The sequence below is a fragment of the Pseudoruegeria aquimaris genome (assembly GCF_900172235.1).
GTDB lineage: Bacteria > Pseudomonadota > Alphaproteobacteria > Rhodobacterales > Rhodobacteraceae > Pseudoruegeria > Pseudoruegeria aquimaris.
This window is the reverse complement of sequence record NZ_FWFQ01000015.1, coordinates 64,726-82,320: the sequence shown is the minus strand read 5'-3', so window position 1 is coordinate 82,320 and position 17,595 is coordinate 64,726. Positions and strand designations below refer to the sequence as shown.

The window sequence follows — 17,595 nt, the reverse complement described above, 5'->3', positions numbered from 1 at the left end:
GGTGGTTCTGCTGCTTGCGATCATGGCAGGGGTCTGGCTGCGGGCCGAATGCCCGCTGCCTGCTGCCGAGGCGTCGGAGGCCGCGCGTTGCGCGCTTTGGGTGGAGTATCGCACGGCGGCCTGAGCGGCGTCAGCGCGGCCACTGGCGTTCGATGCGCTTGGCGTTGTGCTCCAGCGCCATGCAGTCGATGTATTCGTGGATGCGGTGATCCTGCCCCGGGTTGGCCTCGCTCGGCATCAGCCAGCGCACGCTGCCCACGTGCTGGAAGCCCATGAAGGGGGGGCGGCACTTGGCAGACGGTATCGTCCACCCGGCAGATGTTCAGCACCCAGCCTGCGCCGGAGAAGCGTTTCTCGCCGCGGTTGGTGCGGGGCGAGGCGAAGGCGATGGTGGGGATCCGCAGCGAGGAGCCGACGATCTGCGCCGAGGCCGCGCCGAGAGAGTGGCCGATGATGAACTTCGGTTTCAGCGGCTTGGCGAAGCTGAAGACGGTCTGCGCGTGCTCCAGAAAGCCCGCGTGCCAGACCGCGCCGCTGTCGCCTTGGGCCACTTCAAACCCGTGGCCCTCGGTGCCGAACACATCGAAGTTGAACTCGAACCAATCCGAAAACTCGTTGGTGCCGGGGATCACCAGTGTGCCGTTCTTCAGGAAATAGACCTGCACGCCGCGGATATCGAGGCTGACCTCCACCTCGGCGGCGGCCGGATCGCAATAGATCTGGCGCATGGTTTCGGCGGCGTCGGAGAGTTTGAGCTTGGCCATAATGGGCCTCCCGTGATGTCTGAAATTCGCGAATGAAAAACCGCCGGGCGTGTGCCCGGCGGCTTCATTCTGTCACGGATTGTGCGTTTCAGCCCGCTTCAGCGGTAGACTTCATCCTCGGTGGGGAAGCTGCGCGTGCGCACGTCCTTGGCGTAGGCCTCCACCGCCTGCTCGATCATCGGGCCCAACTGGCCGTAAACCTTGACGAATTTCGGCGTCCACTCGTTCAGGCCCAGCATGTCTTCCAAGACGAGGATCTGGCCGTCGCACTCCACCGAGGCGCCGATGCCGATGGTCGGGATCGGGATCTGCCTCGTGATCTTAGCGGCCAGGGGCTCCACCATGCCTTCGAGCACCACGGCGAAGGCCCCGGCGTCCGACACGGCCTTGGCATCGGCTTCGTGCAGCGCCCAGGTCTCTTCGTCCCGGCCTTGCGTCTTGAAGCCGCCCATCACGTGGGAGCTCTGCGGGGTGAGGCCGATATGGGCCATCACCGGGATGCCGCGTTCGGTGAGGAAGCGGATGGTCTCGGCCATGCGGGCGCCGCCTTCCAGCTTCACCGCGCCGCATTGGGTCTCCTTCATGATCTTCGCGGCATTGCGGAAGGCCATGGCCGGGCTTTCCTCGTAGGTGCCGAAGGGCATGTCCACCACCACGAGCGCCTTCTTGGTGCCGCGCACCACGGCCTTTCCGTGCATGATCATCAGATCGAGCGGGACGCCCACGGTGCTTTCCATGCCGTGCATCACCATGCCGAGGCTGTCACCGACGAGGATGAAATCGACGTGGCGATCCACGATGGCGGCGGTGTGGGCGTGGTAGGAGGTGAGCGAGACGATCGGCTCGCCCCCCTTGCGCGCGGCGATCTGGGGCACGGTGGTGCGGCGGATCCGGGTTTGCTTGGACATCTCTTTCCTTTCGGCCCTAGGCCTTGGTGAGGGTCAGGGGGTGGCGACCCTTTGGTCGATCAACAGGATACCGCCGAATTCGGCGGAGATCATCAGGGCGGCGGGGCCGGTGACGGGGCCGCTGAGCTCGGCGAGGCTGTCGGGATCGCAGATGTCCACCGCGCGCAGCGTGGCGCGGGGCTCGGCTTCGATATGGGCGGCGACGGCGGCCTTCAGCGCGGAGGCCGTCACCCCGTCCCGCACGAGCCGTTCGGCCATGTCGAGAGCGCGGTTCAGCACCACCGCCGCGGCGCGGTCCTCCGGCGTCAGCCGCACGTTGCGCGATGACATGGCCAGCCCGTCCGCCTCGCGGCAGGTGCGGCCGCCGATGATCTCGACCGGGATGTGCAGATCGCGCACCATGCGCCGGATCACCGCGAGCTGCTGGAAATCCTTCTCGCCGAAGACGGCGACATCGGGCTGGATGATGTTGAAGAGCATCGTCACCACGGTCGTCACGCCCCGGAAATGCCCGGGGCGCACCGCGCCGTGCATCATGTTGGCCAGCCGCGTGGTTTCGACGATGGTTTCGGAGTCCTCGAAATAGACGTCGGCCACCTCGGGCATGAACACGAGATCCACGCCTTCGGCCTTCAGCAGCGCCAGATCGCGCTCGGTGTCGCGCGGGTATTTCTCAAGGTCGGCCGGATCACCGAACTGCGTGGGATTGACGAAGATCGACACCGCCACCACGTCGGCCTCGGCCTTGGCGCGGCGGATCAGCGACAGGTGGCCTTCGTGCAGGAAGCCCATCGTCGGCACCAGCGCCAGCCGTTTGCCGCCGCTGCGCAGGCTGGCGAGGGCGGCGCGGGTTTCCTGAACGGTTTGCGTGGTTTGCATGGCCTCGGCCCCGTTGCTTTTGCTGGCGCACCTCTAGCGCAGGGCAGGGGGGTGAAACAAGCATCTCCGCGCGCCGCGCCCGGCCGGACATCGCGTCACATCCGCCACGGGATTGCCGGGAGCCCTTCCCAAATCCGCCCGAATCCGGCGCTAGCCAGAGGGCCGGAACAGTTTTGACAGGAGCAGATCCGTGCGCATCGGGTTCATGGCCATTTTCGTGATCATCATGGGGTTTACCGTGGCAGCCGTGGATTTTTCCCGCCGGCAGGCGCTGGCCGCGCAGCAGGGTGAGGCCTTCACCGTCTCCGACTACGCGGCGCTCGTGAAGGCGCAGGCGCTCAGCCGCTGGGATGCGGCGGAGGCCGGGCTGCAGGAGCTGCGCGCCGTCGAGGAAACCGCCGCGCAGGCCGCGCCGGACAGCGGCGAAAAAGGCAGTTTCTTCAGCCGCTTCGGGATGGGTGGCGAGCCGGCCGCGGTCAAGCCCGAGCCCACGGTGTTCGCCTGTTCCTCGGAGCGGGGCTTCAAATCCTGCAAGGCCGACAAGGACTGAGCCGAAACCGGCCTGCGCGCGCGTCGGTTTTGCCGAAAATTCGGTCGGGCTTCTCTTTCGGGTAGGGCGCAGAATCTGCGATGATCTGCGCGAACGCCTGAAAGCAGGGAAAGCCTATGAAAACCCACGTGAAAGCATTGGTCGTTGGCGGTGGCGCCATCGGGGCCTCGGTTGCCTACCATCTGGCGAAGGCCGGGTGGCAGGATGTCGTCCTTCTGGAGCGCGATGAGCTGACGTCGGGCTCCACCTGGCATGCGGCCGGCCTGCTTCCGCTGTTCAACATGTCCTACGCGACGACGCACATCCATCAGTATTCGGTGGAGTTCTACAAGACGCTGGAGGCCGAAACCGGCCTGAACGCGGGCTTCTCCATCGTCGGCAACCTGCGCATGGCGCAGAGCAAGGCGCGGATGGATGAATACATGGTCTATGCCACCACGGCGGAGACCTGCGGCGTGCCCTACGAATGGCTGACGCCGGCGCAGATCAAGGAGCGCTGGCCGCTGGTGCGCACCGAGGATCTCGAAGGCGCGATCTACCACCCCACCGACGGCTACATCAACCCGGCCGACGTGACCATGGCCATGGCCAAGGGCGCACGCCAGCGCGGCGTGGAGGTGATCCGCAAGCGCCAGGTGGACGGCTACGAGTGGACGGGCTCCGAGTGGATCGTGCGCGGCAGGGTCATGGTGGAGAAGGGCGGCAATCTCGTGCCGTCCGAGGAGACCTTCGAGATCCGGGCCGAGCACGTGGTGACCTGCACCGGCAACCACGCACAGCGCACCGCGCAGCTTCTGGGCATCAAGATCCCGGCCATTCCCGTTGAGCACCAGTTCATCGTCACCGAGCCCGATCCGGCGCTGGTGGAGTATCGCAAGACCCACGGCGAGCACCCGGTGCTGCGCGACGCGGATGCCAAGTGGTACGTGCGCGAAGAGCGCGGCGGCTGGATTCTTGGCCCCTACGAGCGCGGTGCGCCCGCGCGCTTCGAATACGGCGTGCCGGACAGCTTCCGGGCCGATCTCTTCCCGCTCGACCTGGAGCGGATCGAAGAGGAATACATGTCGATGATCCACCGCATCCCCTCCACGGAGACGGTGGGCCTGAAAGACGATTTCAACGGCCCGATCTGCTACACGCCCGACGGCAATCCGCTCGTCGGCCCGGCGCCGGGCCTGCGCAACATGTGGCTGGCGGAGGGCTTCTCCTTCGGGATCACGGCCGCCGGCGGCACCGGCTACTACCTTGCCCAGATGATGGTGGAAGGCGAGGCCGAGATCGACATGGCCTCCCTCGACCCCAAGCGCTACGGCAGCTGGATGACGACGGAATACGCCGCGCGCAAGAACGAGGAGTGCTACGAGCACGTCTACATCCTGCACCACCCGGACGAAGAGCGCGAAGCCTGTCGCCCGCTGCGCACCGCGCCCGTCTACGATGCGCAGGCCGCTCTTGGTGCGCAGTTCGGCTGCGTGAACGGCTGGGAACGGCCGAACTACTACGCGGTGGAGCCGAAATCATCCGTGGCGCAAAGCGGCACGGATGGCGCCCGCCCCGCCCCCCAGGGCGGGCGCTCTGCGCCCCCCCACGGGGCAGGCGCCATCCTCGGTCAGTCCGAGGTGCAGCCCATCCAAGGCTTCTCCGATCACGACAGCCGCTCCTTCCGGCGCGGCGGCTGGTGGGAGTTCGCCCGCCAGGAGGCCGAGGCCATCCGCCACGGGGTCGGCCTGATCGACGCCACCGCCTTCACCAAGCACACCGTCACCGGCGCGGGCGCGACGGCGTTTCTGGATTGGTTCACCTGCAACCGTCTGCCCAAGGTGGGCCGTATCAACCTGACCTACGCGCTCACCGAAGCCGGCACCACGCGCACCGAATATACCATCGTGCGCTTGGGCGAGCAGAGCTACTACCTCGTCTCCGCCGGCGCCTGGACGGCCTATGACGCCGATTACCTGCGCAAGGCGGCCGAGGATTTCACCGCCGAGCATGGCGCCCCCGTCGTCATCCATGACGTCACCAGCCAGCACGGCGTCTTCGCCATCGCCGGGCCGAAATCCCGCGACGTGCTGAAGGAACTGATCAAGGACCCAGATCCGGACACCGCGCTCTCCAACAAGCGCTTCCCGTGGCTCTCGGCGCGCCAGATCGAGCTGGGCATGTGCCCGGTGAACGCGATCCGCGTGGCCTACACCGGCGAACTGGGCTGGGAGTTGCACCACCCGATCGAGATGCAGCGCTACCTCTGGAACGCGCTTCTGGCGGCCGGTGAGAAGCACGGCATGCGCCTCGTGGGCGCGCGGGCGCAGAACTGGCTGCGGCAGGAGAAAAGCTACCGCGCCTTCGGCACCGAACTGGGCCGCGACGCCACCCCCGCCGAGGCCGGGCTGGATCGCTTCATCGATCTGGAGAAGGCGTTCTTCGGCAAGGAAGCGATGCTGGCCAAGGGCATCCGCTCCAAATGCGTCACGCTGCTGGTGGATGGCCCGGCGGATGCCGATCCCTGGGGCCGCGAAGCGCTCTATCTCGGCGATGAGCGCGTCGGGCGGCTCACCTCCGGCGGCTATTCGGTGCATTTCGGCAAATCCATCGGCATGGGCTACGTGAAGCCCGAACTCGCCGAGGTGGGCACGAAGCTGAAGGTGAAGATGTTCGATCAGCTCTGGGATGCCGAGGTGGTGGAAGACAGCCCATACGATCCGAAGAACACCACCATCCGCGTGGACGGCTGACGGCCCGACGCCCTATGAGCCAACCAAACAGGCGCCCCGCGATCCCGCGGGGCGTTTTGCCGTGCGGGCCTCCGATTTCCTTTGGAATTTGCCGCCAGTTCCCCGAAACTGCCGGCAAAAGACGCACATATCAGGCGGCCAAACCGCCGAGGATCGAGCCATGACCCAACCTTCCGACACGCCCGCGCCCGCCCACCGCAAGCTGCGCTGGCCCGTGCTGCTGGCCTTCCTCGCGCTCGCCCTGCTGGGCAGCACGTTCTACAAGGGCAACCCCCTGACGCGGCAGGCGGAATCCTATGCCACCAGCGTCGCGACGGCTTCTGCCGGCATCTATGTTTCGCTGCGCACGCTCAATGCTTTCCTGTCGACGGCACAGGAAATCCAGGTGGAGGGCAGTGCGCTGGTGGTCTCGGGTTCGGGCCAGCCGCTGCGCTGGCTGGAGCCGGTGGACGACACCATCGAGCGGATCGCCGGGATGGTCTTTCTCGTCATGGTCGCCACCGGGGTGATCTCGGTGGCGGTGGGGCCCATAGGCGCCGTGGGGTGGGGCCTCGTGGGGCTCGCGGTGGCGGGCGAGATTCTGCGGCGGATCACCCGGCATACCCGGCCTGCGAGCGTCGTCGAACAAACGCTGTTGCGCTACGGGCTGCTTCTCGCCCTCGCCCTGCCGCTGGCCTACCTGCTGGCCGGGTTGATAGCGGATTGGATGACGGCCGACGTCTGGGCCGAACACAGCGCCGTGGTCGCCCGGATCACCGCCGCCGTGCCCGAGACCCAGGGAGCCGGCCCCGAGGCCGCGGAGGGCTGGCTGCAATCGCTCCGCGATGCCGGCGATGCGCTGGATCGCTACCAGCACCTCGCCGAGGGCGTCTATGAAAACGCCGACGAGCTGATCCGCAGCTACCTGATGATCTTTTCCGTCTTCCTGTTCAAACTGCTGATCCTGCCGGCGCTGATCCTGCTCGGGATCGTCGCCGCCGCCCGCCGGGGCCGCTAGGCCGGCCGCGATTCGAAGGTGGTTTCGCTTTATCGGGAAGTTTCCCGGGGCTCATGAGTTGTCAGGGTTGTGGGCGTTTGTCTCTCATATGGGTGCAATCCCTGAATGCGGCGCGCCATTGTGGATGTTTTCGGCAAAAACGCTGATTTCCCGGCAGATCGGCCGGTTTTCCAAGAAGTTAAGGAAAAATTAAATTAAGTTAACGAGGTGGGCACACCTCGTGGCGCCCTTTGTGCAGATGATCAGTTTGAAAGGGTTGCCCCATGCCCCTCGTGCGTTTCGATGCAGCGTCCACGCTGTCGATTTCCTCCATTCTCACCGTTTTCGATGTGCTTGCCGGCACCCCGGCGCTCGGCTCGGTGACCCCGACCGAAGTACAACTGCAGGCCGGCGGGTTTGCGATCACGCTTCAGGGTAGCGGGCTGACGGCCAGCGGCGGCGCCCTGACGGCCGGCGTGATCTCGGCGATCAGCGTGGAAAGCGGCGGGCAGTCGCAGTTCGAGATCTCCGGGTTGACGCTCGACATCGAGGACTGGGCCGACCTTCTCGCCGAGGAAGCCGGCGGCAACGCGGGCGCGATCGAGGGCTACCTACTGGCGCTTCCGTGGGAACTCGATCTCGGCGCGGCGAATGACGTTCTGCTCCAGAGCACGGTGTCCGGCGACGGCATTCCGATCAACCTCGCCGCGGACAATGTCATCCGCGCCGGCGACGGTTTCGACCGCATCTTCCTGGGCGATGGCAACGACACGGCCTTCGGCGAGGGTAGGGGCGACCGGATCTGGGGCGGCACCGGCGATGACACGATCGACGGTGGCAACGGTTTCGATTTCCTCTGGGGCGGAGAAGGCAATGACAGCCTCCAGGGCGGCAACGGCAAGGATGTCGTCCGCGGCAATGCAGGAAACGACACCGTGCGTGGCGGCGCGTGGGATGACCAACTCTTTGGCGGCACCGGCGATGACACCCTGTTCGGCGACCGCGGGAAAGACACGCTCAACGGCGGCGAAGGCAACGATCGCCTGTCGGGGGGGGATTGGGACGACGAACTCTACGGCGCCGAAGGCAACGACACTCTCTTTGGTGGCCGCGGCAAGGATTTCCTCTCCGGAGGCGATGGTCACGACGAACTTTACGGCGGTGACTGGGACGACGAGTTGATCGGCAACAAGGGCGATGATCTGCTCGATGGCGGCAAGGGGCGCGATACGCTGTCCGGCCACGCCGGCAAGGACGAGTTGCTTGGCCGCGAGGGCAACGACCTTCTCTACGGCAACAATGGCGACGACACCCTCAACGGTGGTGCCGACGACGACATCCTCGCCGGCGGCACTGGCAATGACACATTGAGAGGCGGCGCCGGGGCCGACAGGTTCCTGTTCCGCGCCAATGAGGGGGCCGACGTGATCACCGATTTCGAGATCGGCGTGGACGAGATCAAGATGGACGGAATTGCCGGCGGCGCGAGTGGCCTGAGCTTCGCCGATCAGGGCGCAGATCTGCTCATCACGGTGGCCGGTGGGGGCAGCGTGCTCCTGCAGGGGCTGGCCGGAACGGCGCCGGCCGACATCGATTTCGTATTTACCTGATGCTGCGCCTTACATTTTGACAGCGCGCGAAGGCGGGCGTCAGCCGGCCTTCCGGCATACCCACATCAGGTTGTTGGCGGGCATGTCGCGGCATTCCTTGACGGTGAAGCCGCGCGAGGCGAGCCAGTTGCGCAGGTCGCGGACATCCTTGTAGCCGACGCCCGGATCGATGCCCTGAAGATGGGCGTGGAAGGCCCTGTCGCCCGCGCTGGCAAAGCGCCCGTCGCGCAGGAAAGGGCCATAGAAACAGAGCAGCCCGCCATCGGCGAGCGCGGCGGCGCTGTTCGTGAGAATGGCCCAGCACTCCTCTTCGCTGACCAGGTGGAAGAGGTTCACGAGCAGGATCACGTCGTAGGGCGCCCCCGGATAGGGCGCGCGGGTGGCATCGAGCCGGAGCGGGGCCAGCAGATTGGCCTGCTCGGAGGCATCCACCCACTGGCGGACGGACTCCAGCCGGCTTTCGTCGATCTCGCTCGGCTGCCAGGTGATGCCCGGATGCTGCGCGGCGCAGGCGGTGACATGCTGCCCGGTGCCGCTGGCGAGTTCCAGCGCGCGGCCACTTTCGGGCAGGTGATCGGACAGAACCGCGAGAATGCCCGCCGCGTTGCGGCTGGCGGCGGGCGCGATGCATTGGCCGGGGGCCTCGTGGGGGCGCAGATTGCGGTCATCGGGCCGCAGCCGGGGCCACCAGGCCATCAGGCGGCGCCGAACCGGCGCGGCGAGAGCGCCTCGGCCAGTTGCTGCCCGATGTCCGGCGTCCGCCCGGCCACCAGGTCTGCGAGCAGCGCACTGTAGGCCGGGGCGGACTGGAAGCCGTAGCCGCCTTGCCCGGCGCACCAGTAGAAGCCGGGCGCGTCGATGGCCTCACCGATCACAAGCTGACGGTCCGGCGCGAAGGTGCGCAGACCGGCCCAGTTGGCAAGGAGCCGGGTCACGGGCTCCGAAACATAGGCCTCGTAGCGCGCCAGCCCCTCGGCAAGCGTCATGTCGTCGGCCCAGGTATCCATCGGGGCGCTGGGCTCTTCTTCCGCGGGGGAGACGAGCAGCGCGCCGGCGTCGGGCTTGGCATACCAGCTTTCGCCGGGGCCGAAGAGCATGGGCCAGGCGCGCGGGTCCTTGCCGCCGGGGGCGGGGATCCGCGCCATCGAGCGCCGGTAGGCTGTCAGGCCCAGCGGCGCGACCCCGGCGAGCGCGGCGATTTCGTCGGCCCACGCTCCGGCTGCATTGACGAGGAGAGGGGCCGTGAACGTGCGTTCATCCTGCGTCACCACCTGCCAGCCCGCGCCCGTTTTCGCGACCGAGGCCACGGCACAGCCCGTGAGCGCCTGCCCGCCGTTGGCGCGCAGCTCCTTCAGGAAGTTCTGCATCAGCAGATCGGTGTCGATGTCCCATGCGTCGGCCCGGTATCCGGCCCGCGTCACCACCGAGAGATCGAGGATCGGGAAGATCTCGGCCGCCTGTTCGGGGCTCAGGGCCTCCATCTCCATCTTGGTGCGGTCGGCCTCGAAGGCGGCTTCCTCGCCCTCGCGCGCCACCAGCATCAGGCCGCGCGGCGAGAGGACCCCGCCGTTGGCCTCGGCGTGATAGGCGCGGCTGGCGCGGTTGAGCGCGATGGTGCTGGGCAGGCCGTATGTCTCCTCGAACATCGCCGCGGAGCGCCCCGAGGCGTGGTAGCCGAAGGCGGATTCGCGCTCCAGCAGCGTCACGGTGCCGAGGTGGGAGAGCCGTGCCGCGGCGGAGATCCCGGCGATCCCACCGCCGATGACGATGATGTCGGTCATGCTTCCTCCAGTCTGTCGGTGGCCGGGGGCGGCGCGGGGGTGAGCGCGCTGAGCGCGGCATGGAGGGCGTCGTCGAGGTGGAACTCCGCCGCCGCAAGGGAGGGCGCCAGCTGTTCGGCGGAGCGTGCCGAGATGATCGGGGCCGTCACGCCGGGGTGCCGGGCGCACCAGGCGATGGCAAGCGTGATGGGTGAATGGCCGCTTTCGGCCGCAAGCGCCGCGAGCCCGGCGGCGGCCTCGTGCATCCACTTCGGCGCGTAGCGTTCGCTGTAGCGCTCGTCCACGGTCAGGCGGCCGCTGCCGCCGCTGGCGTATTTGCCCGTCAGCAGCCCGCCGCCCAGCGGCGAATAGGGCGCGCAGGCGATGGATTCGCTTGCGCACATCGGCAGAAGCTCCACTTCCGCCTGCCGCTTCACGAGGTTGTACATCGGCTGGATGATGTCGATCCGGGTGCCGAGGCGCGCGGCGATTCCCTGCGCCTTCATCACCTGCCAGGCCGCGTAGTTGGACACGCCGATGTAGCGGATCCTGCCCTCGGCCTGCAGCCCGGCCATGACCTCGAAGGTTTCCTCCAGCGGGGTGCCGGCATCGAAGCGGTGCAGGTAGAGCAGGTCGACCGTATCCAGGCCGAGCCGCTTTCGGCTCACGTCGAACTGCGCAAGCAGCGTTGCGCGATCGCAGCCGCCCGTGTAGCCGATCTTGCTGGCGATCAGCAGGCGGTCGCGCTCCTTGGCGGCGAACCGGCCGAGCAGGGTTTCGGAGCGACCCTCGGTGTAACCGTGGGCGGTGTCGAAGAAATTCACGCCCTTCGCGCGGCAGGCCTCGAACATCTCTTCGGAGGCTTTCGCGTCGGCGGCGCTTCCGAACTGCATGGCGCCGAAGCAGAGCGGGGAGAGGGCGGAGCCGTCTGGCGGTGTGAGAGAATGGGCTGTCATGGCGCTATTGGTGGCACGGCGCCTGCCGTTTTGGAAGGGGCTTCAGCGCCGGTCCGTGCCGGGGAAGGCGAAGCCGGAAGGGTAGCTGTGGAAGCCGTCGAAATCGCCCTTGGAGAGCGCCACCCCGGCCGCGCGCAGGCCGCTGTATCCGGCCACGAGATGGAAGAAGAAATTGGGCAGGGCGTAGTGCAGCAGGAAGGTTTCGCTGCCTTGCGTGAGATCGGCCTCGCCGGCGCGGTGCGTCACGTGGGAGCGGGCTGCATCCGTGAAATGCTGCGCGGTGATGCCGGCAAGCCAATCGGACAGAAGGGCGCTGCGTCGCAGGAGCGTGGGGGCGTCATGGGGCCCCTCGGGCAGGGCGGGCGCCTGGGTGCCGGTGAGCGGCTCCAGCGCGCGGGGCACGTAGCCCTGGGCCGTGTGCAGGTTCTCGCCGGCAGAAAGCATGCCGGGCACGAGGCGGGTAGAAAGCGCTTCCGGCGCGCCGTCACGGGCCAAAAGGGCCGGGATGCGGGCGATGTAGCGGGCGTAGACGGGGACGGAAGCGGCATGGAGATCGGCTGACATGTGCAGAGCCTAGAAAGTGAGGGCGCGGTGGACAAGCCGCGCCTTTGCCCGGCACGCCGGGCAGCCCCCGCCCGCCCCAAAGGCGGGGGCTTTGCCCCCACCACGGGCGGGGGCTGCCCTATTGCCAAAGACGTCTCCAAAAATGAAAAAGGGCGCAGCCGAAGCCGCGCCCTTCTGTCTGTCGTGTCGATCCGATCAGTTCGGGATCTCGGCGTTGATGCCTTCCACGTAGAAGTTCATGCCCAGCAGGGTGCCGTCGTCGGCCACTTCGCCCTCGGCGAGCCACGGGGTGCCGTCCTGCTTGTTCAGCGGGCCGGTGAACGGGTGGTATTCGCCCGATGCGATGGCCTCTTTCATGGCGAGTGCCTCGGCTTTCACGTCGGCCGGAACGGCGTCGGAGATCTCACCGATGCCCACCATGCCGGCGCCGATGCCGTCCCAGGTGTCGGTGCTTTCCCAGGTGCCGTCGAGCACCGCCTGCACGCGGGACACGTAGTAGGGGCCCCAGTTGTCGATGATCGAGGAAACGCGCGGCAGCGGGGCGTATTCGGCCATGTCGGAGGCCTGGCCGAAGGTGATCACGTTGCCCGCCTTCTCGGCCGCGGCCTGGGGCGCGGTGGAGTCGGTGTGCTGCAGGATCACGTCCGCGCCCTGTTCGATCAGGGCGGTGGCGGCGTCGGCTTCCTTGGCCGGGTCAAACCAGGTGTAGGCCCAGATGATGGAGAACTCGACGTCCGGGTTCACCTTCTTGGCGTGGATGTAGGCGGAGTTGATGCCGCGGATCACTTCCGGGATCGGGAAGGAGGCGATGTAGCCGATCTTGTTCGTCTTCGTCATCTTGCCGGCGATATGGCCCTGGATGGCGCGGCCCTCGTAGAAGCGGGCGGAGTAGACGGACACGTTGTCGGCGCGCTTGTAGCCGGTGGCGTGCTCGAACTTCACGTCCGGGAACTTCTCGGCCACGGCGATGGTGGGATCCATGTAGCCGAAGGAGGTGGTGAAGATGATGTCGGCGCCGGACAGCGCCATCTGGGTGATCGCGCGTTCTGCGTCGGCGCCTTCGGGCACGCTTTCCTGGTAGATCGTCTCGACCTTGTCGCCAAGCGCTTCCTCAACGGCCTTGCGGCCCTGATCGTGTTCGTAGGTCCAGCCGCCGTCGCCGACGGGCCCGACGTAGATGAAGCCGGCCTTGACCTTGTCCTGGGCCACGGCGGTGCTGGCCAGGCCGATCGCCATGGCAGCCCCGGCAAGCAGGTGGGTGAGTTTCATGGGTGGTCTCTCCTTGTTGAGTCTTTTTTCGTATCTTGGCGAGCAGATCGCATATCCGACTGTGTATCCGGTTAAGAGGACGCGTGGAAGACACGGCCAAGCGCCGCCGGTGCATTCAGCGCCGCACGCCCCTTGCCCGAGGACATGATCACGAGCACGAGGATCGTTATCAGATACGGGCTCATGGACAAGTATTCGACCGGGATCGCCATCCCCGCAGCCTGCAGATTCAGCTGCAGCACGGTGACGCCGCCGAAAAGATAGGCACCCAGCAGGACGCGCCAGGGCTTCCAGCTGGCAAAGACCACGATGGCCAGCGCGATCCAGCCGGCGCCGGCGGTCATGCCCTCCGTCCACTGCGGCACGCGCACGAGGCTCAGGTAGGCCCCGCCGAGCCCGGCGCAGGCGCCGCCGAAAGCGATGGCGGCGATGCGGATGCGGATCACCTTGTAGCCGAGCGCATGGGCGGCGTCGTGGTTCTCGCCCACCGCGCGCAGCACGAGGCCGAGGCGGGTGTATTTCAGCAGCGCCCAGACCCCGGCGACGATGGCGAGGCTCACGTAGACCATGAGATCATGGGAAAACAGCACCGGCCCGAGCACCGGCAGATCCGAAAGCACCGGCAGGTGAAGCTTGTCGGTCGCCGGCGGCTTGATGCCGACGTAGGACTGCCCCAGCAGCGAGGAGAGGCCGAGGCCGAAGAGTGTCAGCGCGAGGCCCGTGGCGACCTGGTTGGACAGCAGGAACTGCGTGAGGAAGGCGAAGATCAGCGACAGGAGCGCGGCGCCGATGGCGGCACAGATGAAGCCGAGGAAGGGGCTTCCGGTCTCCACCGCGATGGCGAAACCGCAGATCGCGCCGGTGATCATCATGCCTTCGACGCCAAGGTTCAGCACCCCGGCCTTCTCGACGACCAGTTCGCCGATCGCGGCGAGCAGGATCGGCGTGGCCGCGACCATGAGCGAGGCGAGCAGCACGAGCGGGTTGATGGCGGACAGGTCCATTACGCGGCCTCCCTCTTGGCAAGGCGGATGCGGAAGTTCGTCAGAACATCCACCGCGAGCAGGAAAAAGAGCAGCATGCCCTGGAAGAGCTGGATGGCGGCGGCGGGCAGGCCGAGCATGAGCTGGGCCAGTTCGCCGCCGATGTAGGTGAGCGCCATGAGGAGCCCTGCCAGCAGGATGCCGATGGGGTGCAGCCGCCCGAGGAAGGCGACGATGATCGCGGTGAAGCCGTAGCCCACGTTGAAATCGATGCTGATCTGGCCGGCGGGGCCGGTGACCTCGAAGAGCCCGGCCATCCCCGCGAGCGCACCCGAGATCCCCATGCAGACGAGAATGAGGCGGGTGGGCGAGACCCCGGAGAAGCGGGCCGCGCGGGGGCTCTGGCCCGTCACCCGGATCTGGAAGCCCAGCATATGGCGGCTCAGCAGCACGTAGGCGAAGATCACCGCGATCAGGGCGGCCACCACGCCCCAGTGCATGCCGGTGCCCTCGAAAAGCTCGGGGTTGGCGGCGGCCGGGTAGTCGCGGAAGTTGCGGCTTCCCGGGAAACCGCCGCCCTCGGGGTTGCGCAGAAGCCCCAGCGCCATGGAGGCCAGAAGCTGTTCGGCGACGTAGACCAGCAGCAGCGAGACGAGGATCTCATTGGTGCGGAAATGGGTTTTCAGGATCGCGGGGATCATTGCCCAGGCCCAGCCGCCGAGCGCCCCGGCCAGCACCATGGCCGGGAAGATCAGCCGGCTTTCGGTAGGGTAGAGGGCAAGCCCCAGCGCCGCGCCGCAGATGGCCCCGATGATGTACTGGCCTTCCGCCCCGATGTTCCAGATCCCGGCCCGAAAGCCCAGCGAAAGCCCGATGGCGATCAGGATCAGCGGCCCGGCCTTCACCAGAAGCTGCGGGCGGGAGTAGCTGGCGAATTGCGCGTTGAAGAGCGGATCCCAGAAGATCGTGCGGATCGACTCAAACGGATCCTTGCCGAGGATGGCGAAGAGGATGCCGCCCGCGATCATCGTTAGCAGCACCGCGAGCAGCGGGGTGGCGTAGGTCCAGGCCTTCGAGGGGCTGGGGCGTTTTTCGAGCCGGATCACAGGGTGGCCTCCGATCGGGTAAGGGTTTCATGCCTCCGGCGGGGATATTTCCGGAACAAAGTGAGGGGGGCGCGCTCACGCATGGGCGGCCTCCATGTCGTGGGCGCCGCCCATCATCAGGCCGATCTCGTCCACGGTGAGCCCCTTGGCGGGGCGGGGGGCGGTGAGGCGGCCTTCGTTGAGCGCGGCGAAGCGGTCGGAGATCTCCATAAGCTCGTCCAGATCCTGGCTGATGACGACGATGGCCGCGCCCTCTGCGGCGAGATCCAGAAGCGCCTGGCGGATGGCGGCGGCGGCGGAGGCATCGACGCCCCAGGTGGGCTGGTTCACCACCAGGACATCGGGCTTCTGCAGGATCTCCCGGCCGATCACGAACTTCTGCAGGTTGCCGCCGGAGAGCGCGCGGGCGGCGTTGTCGGGGCCCGGGGTGCGCACGTCGAAGGCGGCGATGATGCGTTCGGCGAAACTGCGCGTCTTCGGCCAGTTCACGAAGCCGCCGGTGGCGAGCTCTTCGCGGATGACACCGGTGAGCAGGGCGTTTTCCGTCAGGCTCATGTCGGGCGCGGCGGCGTGGCCGAGGCGTTCTTCGGGGGCGGCGAGCACGCCGATGCGGCGGCGCGCGTTGGGGCCGAGCTGGCCGATGGGCCGTCCGCGCAGGCTCACGGCGTCCGGCGGCGCGAGCGTTTCGCCCGAGAGCGCGGCGAGCAGTTCGTCCTGCCCGTTTCCGGCGACGCCGCCGATGCCGAGCACCTCGCCGGCGCGCACTTCGAAATGGACGTTCTTGAGCGTGGTGCCGAAGGGGGTGGTGGAGGCGACCGAGAGGCCTGAGACCTTCAGCAGCACCTCGCCGCCTTTGCCGGCTTCGCGGGTGGGCACATGCAGGGTGGTGCCCACCATCATCTCTGCCATGTCGCGGGCCGAGACCTCGCGCGGGGTGCATTCGCCCACCACCTTGCCGAGCCGCAGGATGGTGGCGCTGTCACAGAGCGCGCGGATTTCTTCGAGCTTGTGGGAGATGTAGAGGATCGCGGTGCCCTCGGAGGAGAGCTTGCGGAGCGTTTCGAACAGGATGTCCACTTCCTGCGGGGTGAGCACGCTGGTGGGCTCGTCCATGATCAGCAGGCGCGGATCCTGCAGCAGGCAGCGGATGATCTCCACCCGCTGGCGTTCGCCGGCGGAGAGATCGCCCACGAGCCGGTCCGGATCCAGCGGCAGGCCGTAGGTTTCGCTCACCTCGCGGATGCGGTGGGCCAGTTCGCGCTGGCCCGGCGGATCCTCCATGCCGAGCGCCACGTTCTCGGCCACGGTGAGCGCTTCGAACAGCGAGAAATGCTGGAACACCATGGCGACGCCGGAGGCGCGCGCGGCGCGGGGCTCGGCGGGGGCGAAGGGCGCGCCGTTCAGGCGCATGGTGCCACTGTCGGGTTTCACCAGCCCGTAGATCATCTTGACCAGGGTTGATTTGCCGGCGCCGTTCTCGCCGAGAAGCGCATGCACCTCGCCGGGCTTGATGCGGAAGGAGACATCGTCGTTGGCCACGACGCCCGGATAGGCCTTGGTGAGCCCGTCGATCTCGATCAGGTGGTGGTCTGTCCCTGTGGTCATGCAACGTCCTTCGCGGCGTTTTCTGCTGTCTGGCGTTTCAATAGCGCGGCGGCCACGGAAACCGCAATCGCTTGTGGGTGTTTGCCGAGGGCGGGATCGCCGATGGGGCATTCGATGCGGGCGATGGCGGCGGGCGCGTGGCCGAGCGCGGCGAGGCGTTTGCGGAAGCGCGCCCATTTCGTCTTCGAGCCGATCAGGCCGATGCGGGCGGCGCGGGCCGAGAGCAGCGCGTGGCACAGCTCCAGGTCCAGCGCGTGGCTGTGGGTCAGCACGAGGTGCTGCGCGCCCGCCGGGGCGTGGGCGACGAGGCGGGCCGGCTGCGCGGCGATCAGGCTGTCGACTCCTTCGGGCAGCGGATCGGGGAGGCGTTCGGCGCTGATGTCCACCAGCGTGGGGGCGAAATCGGGCAGGGGCGCGAGCACCGCGGCGATGGCGCGGCCCACGTGGCCGCCGCCGTAGATCCAGACGGGCAGGGCCGCGCGGCCCATGGGCTCGGCAAGCCACCGGCCCGAAAGCGTGACGGGAATCGGGTTCCCTTCCGCCGCATGGCGCTGGACGAGGCGGGTGAGGCTTTCCGGGCAGAGGCCGGAGCCAAAGCCGCGCAGGTGGCAGGCGCTTTCGTCGGGCAGGGTTTCGGCGTCGAAGATCTCGTAGGCCAGCGTTACCGCACCGCCGCAGCACTGGCCGAGCGCGGGGCCGAGGGGCTCGTGGCGCAGCCAGCGCGCGCCGGGCTCGCCGAGCCGCGCCCGGGCGCGCGCCGCGGCTTCGTATTCCAGCGTGCCGCCGCCGATGGTGCCGCTCTGGCCGCCCTCCCACACGAACATCGCCGCGCCGGCTTCGCGCGGGGCCGAGCCCTCCGCCTTCGCCACCACGACGCGTGCGACGCGGCCGTGGCGCGCGACGTGATCGGCAAGGGCGGCGCGGTCGAACATC

General features: G+C 67.6%; 16 protein-coding genes. 4 read left to right on the top strand and 12 right to left on the bottom strand.

What is annotated here, in order from left to right:
• Nucleotides 1-20: 20 nt before the first annotated feature.
• The 3 genes from PSA7680_RS18515 to panC all read right to left on the bottom strand — a co-directional run bounded on the left by PSA7680_RS18515 (nt 21) and on the right by panC (nt 2,551).
• Nucleotides 21-764 (bottom strand): alpha/beta hydrolase family protein, encoded by a 744-nt coding sequence (locus tag PSA7680_RS18515; RefSeq protein ID WP_139838624.1) that lies wholly within the window; start codon nt 762-764, stop codon nt 21-23.
• Nucleotides 765-862: 98 nt separating this feature from the next.
• Complete coding sequence (gene panB, locus PSA7680_RS11515; protein ID WP_085868867.1) at nt 863-1,672, bottom strand: 3-methyl-2-oxobutanoate hydroxymethyltransferase; 810 nt, start codon at nt 1,670-1,672, stop codon at nt 863-865.
• Between the two features lie 33 nt (nt 1,673-1,705).
• Nucleotides 1,706-2,551 carry a pantoate--beta-alanine ligase gene (gene panC / locus PSA7680_RS11510; protein ID WP_085868866.1) on the bottom strand — a complete coding sequence of 282 codons (846 nt, stop codon included), beginning with the start codon at nt 2,549-2,551 and terminating at the stop codon, nt 1,706-1,708.
• Nucleotides 2,552-2,741: 190 nt separating this feature from the next.
• Between panC and PSA7680_RS11505 the strand changes: the two genes are divergently transcribed.
• The 4 genes from PSA7680_RS11505 (at nt 2,742) to PSA7680_RS11490 (ending at nt 8,419) form a co-directional block, all read left to right on the top strand.
• A complete protein-coding gene (locus tag PSA7680_RS11505; protein WP_085868865.1) occupies nt 2,742-3,101 on the top strand; it encodes a hypothetical protein in 360 nt (119 codons plus the stop codon).
• A 116-nt stretch (nt 3,102-3,217) separates the two neighbouring features.
• On the top strand, nt 3,218-5,833 hold the full coding sequence (locus PSA7680_RS11500) for a GcvT family protein (protein WP_085868864.1): 2,616 nt from the start codon (nt 3,218-3,220) through the stop codon (nt 5,831-5,833).
• Nucleotides 5,834-5,993: 160 nt separating this feature from the next.
• Complete coding sequence (locus tag PSA7680_RS11495; protein ID WP_085868863.1) at nt 5,994-6,830, top strand: hypothetical protein; 837 nt, start codon at nt 5,994-5,996, stop codon at nt 6,828-6,830.
• Nucleotides 6,831-7,093: 263 nt separating this feature from the next.
• A complete protein-coding gene (locus PSA7680_RS11490) occupies nt 7,094-8,419 on the top strand; it encodes a calcium-binding protein (protein WP_085868862.1) in 1,326 nt (441 codons plus the stop codon).
• 39 nt (nt 8,420-8,458) lie between these two features.
• Here PSA7680_RS11490 and PSA7680_RS11485 read toward each other — a convergent pair whose 3' ends face one another.
• From PSA7680_RS11485 to xdhC, 9 genes are all read right to left on the bottom strand, one after another.
• Complete coding sequence (locus PSA7680_RS11485) at nt 8,459-9,115, bottom strand: DUF938 domain-containing protein (RefSeq protein WP_085868861.1); 657 nt, start codon at nt 9,113-9,115, stop codon at nt 8,459-8,461.
• Nucleotides 9,115-10,200 (bottom strand): NAD(P)/FAD-dependent oxidoreductase, encoded by a 1,086-nt coding sequence (locus PSA7680_RS11480; protein WP_085868860.1) that lies wholly within the window; start codon nt 10,198-10,200, stop codon nt 9,115-9,117. Before PSA7680_RS11480 ends, PSA7680_RS11485 begins: the two co-directional genes overlap by 1 nt.
• Nucleotides 10,197-11,135 carry an aldo/keto reductase gene (locus PSA7680_RS11475; RefSeq protein WP_085868859.1) on the bottom strand — a complete coding sequence of 313 codons (939 nt, stop codon included), beginning with the start codon at nt 11,133-11,135 and terminating at the stop codon, nt 10,197-10,199. The genes PSA7680_RS11480 and PSA7680_RS11475 overlap by 4 nt, the downstream gene beginning before the upstream one ends.
• Before the next feature lie 42 nt (nt 11,136-11,177).
• Nucleotides 11,178-11,699 (bottom strand): DUF1993 family protein, encoded by a 522-nt coding sequence (locus tag PSA7680_RS11470; protein ID WP_085868858.1) that lies wholly within the window; start codon nt 11,697-11,699, stop codon nt 11,178-11,180.
• A 195-nt stretch (nt 11,700-11,894) separates the two neighbouring features.
• Nucleotides 11,895-12,968, bottom strand: a complete 1,074-nt coding sequence (locus PSA7680_RS11465) for a BMP family ABC transporter substrate-binding protein (RefSeq protein WP_085868857.1) — start codon at nt 12,966-12,968, stop codon at nt 11,895-11,897.
• 71 nt (nt 12,969-13,039) lie between these two features.
• On the bottom strand, nt 13,040-13,972 hold the full coding sequence (locus PSA7680_RS11460; protein ID WP_085868856.1) for an ABC transporter permease: 933 nt from the start codon (nt 13,970-13,972) through the stop codon (nt 13,040-13,042).
• On the bottom strand, nt 13,972-15,057 hold the full coding sequence (locus PSA7680_RS11455) for an ABC transporter permease (protein WP_085868855.1): 1,086 nt from the start codon (nt 15,055-15,057) through the stop codon (nt 13,972-13,974). Before PSA7680_RS11455 ends, PSA7680_RS11460 begins: the two co-directional genes overlap by 1 nt.
• Before the next feature lie 75 nt (nt 15,058-15,132).
• Nucleotides 15,133-16,662: an ABC transporter ATP-binding protein gene (locus PSA7680_RS11450; protein ID WP_085868854.1), complete on the bottom strand. Its 1,530-nt coding sequence runs from the start codon at nt 16,660-16,662 to the stop codon at nt 15,133-15,135.
• Nucleotides 16,659-17,594, bottom strand: a complete 936-nt coding sequence (gene xdhC, locus PSA7680_RS11445) for a xanthine dehydrogenase accessory protein XdhC (protein WP_085868853.1) — start codon at nt 17,592-17,594, stop codon at nt 16,659-16,661. Before xdhC ends, PSA7680_RS11450 begins: the two co-directional genes overlap by 4 nt.
• Nucleotide 17,595 lies beyond the last annotated feature (1 nt).

Bases quoted from the DNA above. Each gene is read 5' to 3' on its own strand.
- PSA7680_RS18515 (WP_139838624.1), bottom strand. From the start codon at position 764: ATGGCCAAGCTCAAACTCTCCGACGCCGCCGAAACCATGCGCCAGATC.
- panB (WP_085868867.1), bottom strand. From the start codon at position 1,672: ATGTCCAAGCAAACCCGGATCCGCCGCACCACCGTGCCCCAGATCGCC.
- panC (WP_085868866.1), bottom strand. From the start codon at position 2,551: ATGCAAACCACGCAAACCGTTCAGGAAACCCGCGCCGCCCTCGCCAGC.
- PSA7680_RS11500 (WP_085868864.1), top strand. From the start codon at position 3,218: ATGAAAACCCACGTGAAAGCATTGGTCGTTGGCGGTGGCGCCATCGGG.
- PSA7680_RS11495 (WP_085868863.1), top strand. From the start codon at position 5,994: ATGACCCAACCTTCCGACACGCCCGCGCCCGCCCACCGCAAGCTGCGC.
- PSA7680_RS11490 (WP_085868862.1), top strand. From the start codon at position 7,094: ATGCCCCTCGTGCGTTTCGATGCAGCGTCCACGCTGTCGATTTCCTCC.
- PSA7680_RS11485 (WP_085868861.1), bottom strand. From the start codon at position 9,115: ATGGCCTGGTGGCCCCGGCTGCGGCCCGATGACCGCAATCTGCGCCCC.
- PSA7680_RS11480 (WP_085868860.1), bottom strand. From the start codon at position 10,200: ATGACCGACATCATCGTCATCGGCGGTGGGATCGCCGGGATCTCCGCC.
- PSA7680_RS11475 (WP_085868859.1), bottom strand. From the start codon at position 11,135: ATGACAGCCCATTCTCTCACACCGCCAGACGGCTCCGCCCTCTCCCCG.
- PSA7680_RS11470 (WP_085868858.1), bottom strand. From the start codon at position 11,699: ATGTCAGCCGATCTCCATGCCGCTTCCGTCCCCGTCTACGCCCGCTAC.
- PSA7680_RS11465 (WP_085868857.1), bottom strand. From the start codon at position 12,968: ATGAAACTCACCCACCTGCTTGCCGGGGCTGCCATGGCGATCGGCCTG.
- PSA7680_RS11460 (WP_085868856.1), bottom strand. From the start codon at position 13,972: ATGGACCTGTCCGCCATCAACCCGCTCGTGCTGCTCGCCTCGCTCATG.
- PSA7680_RS11450 (WP_085868854.1), bottom strand. From the start codon at position 16,662: ATGACCACAGGGACAGACCACCACCTGATCGAGATCGACGGGCTCACC.
- xdhC (WP_085868853.1), bottom strand. From the start codon at position 17,594: ATGTTCGACCGCGCCGCCCTTGCCGATCACGTCGCGCGCCACGGCCGC.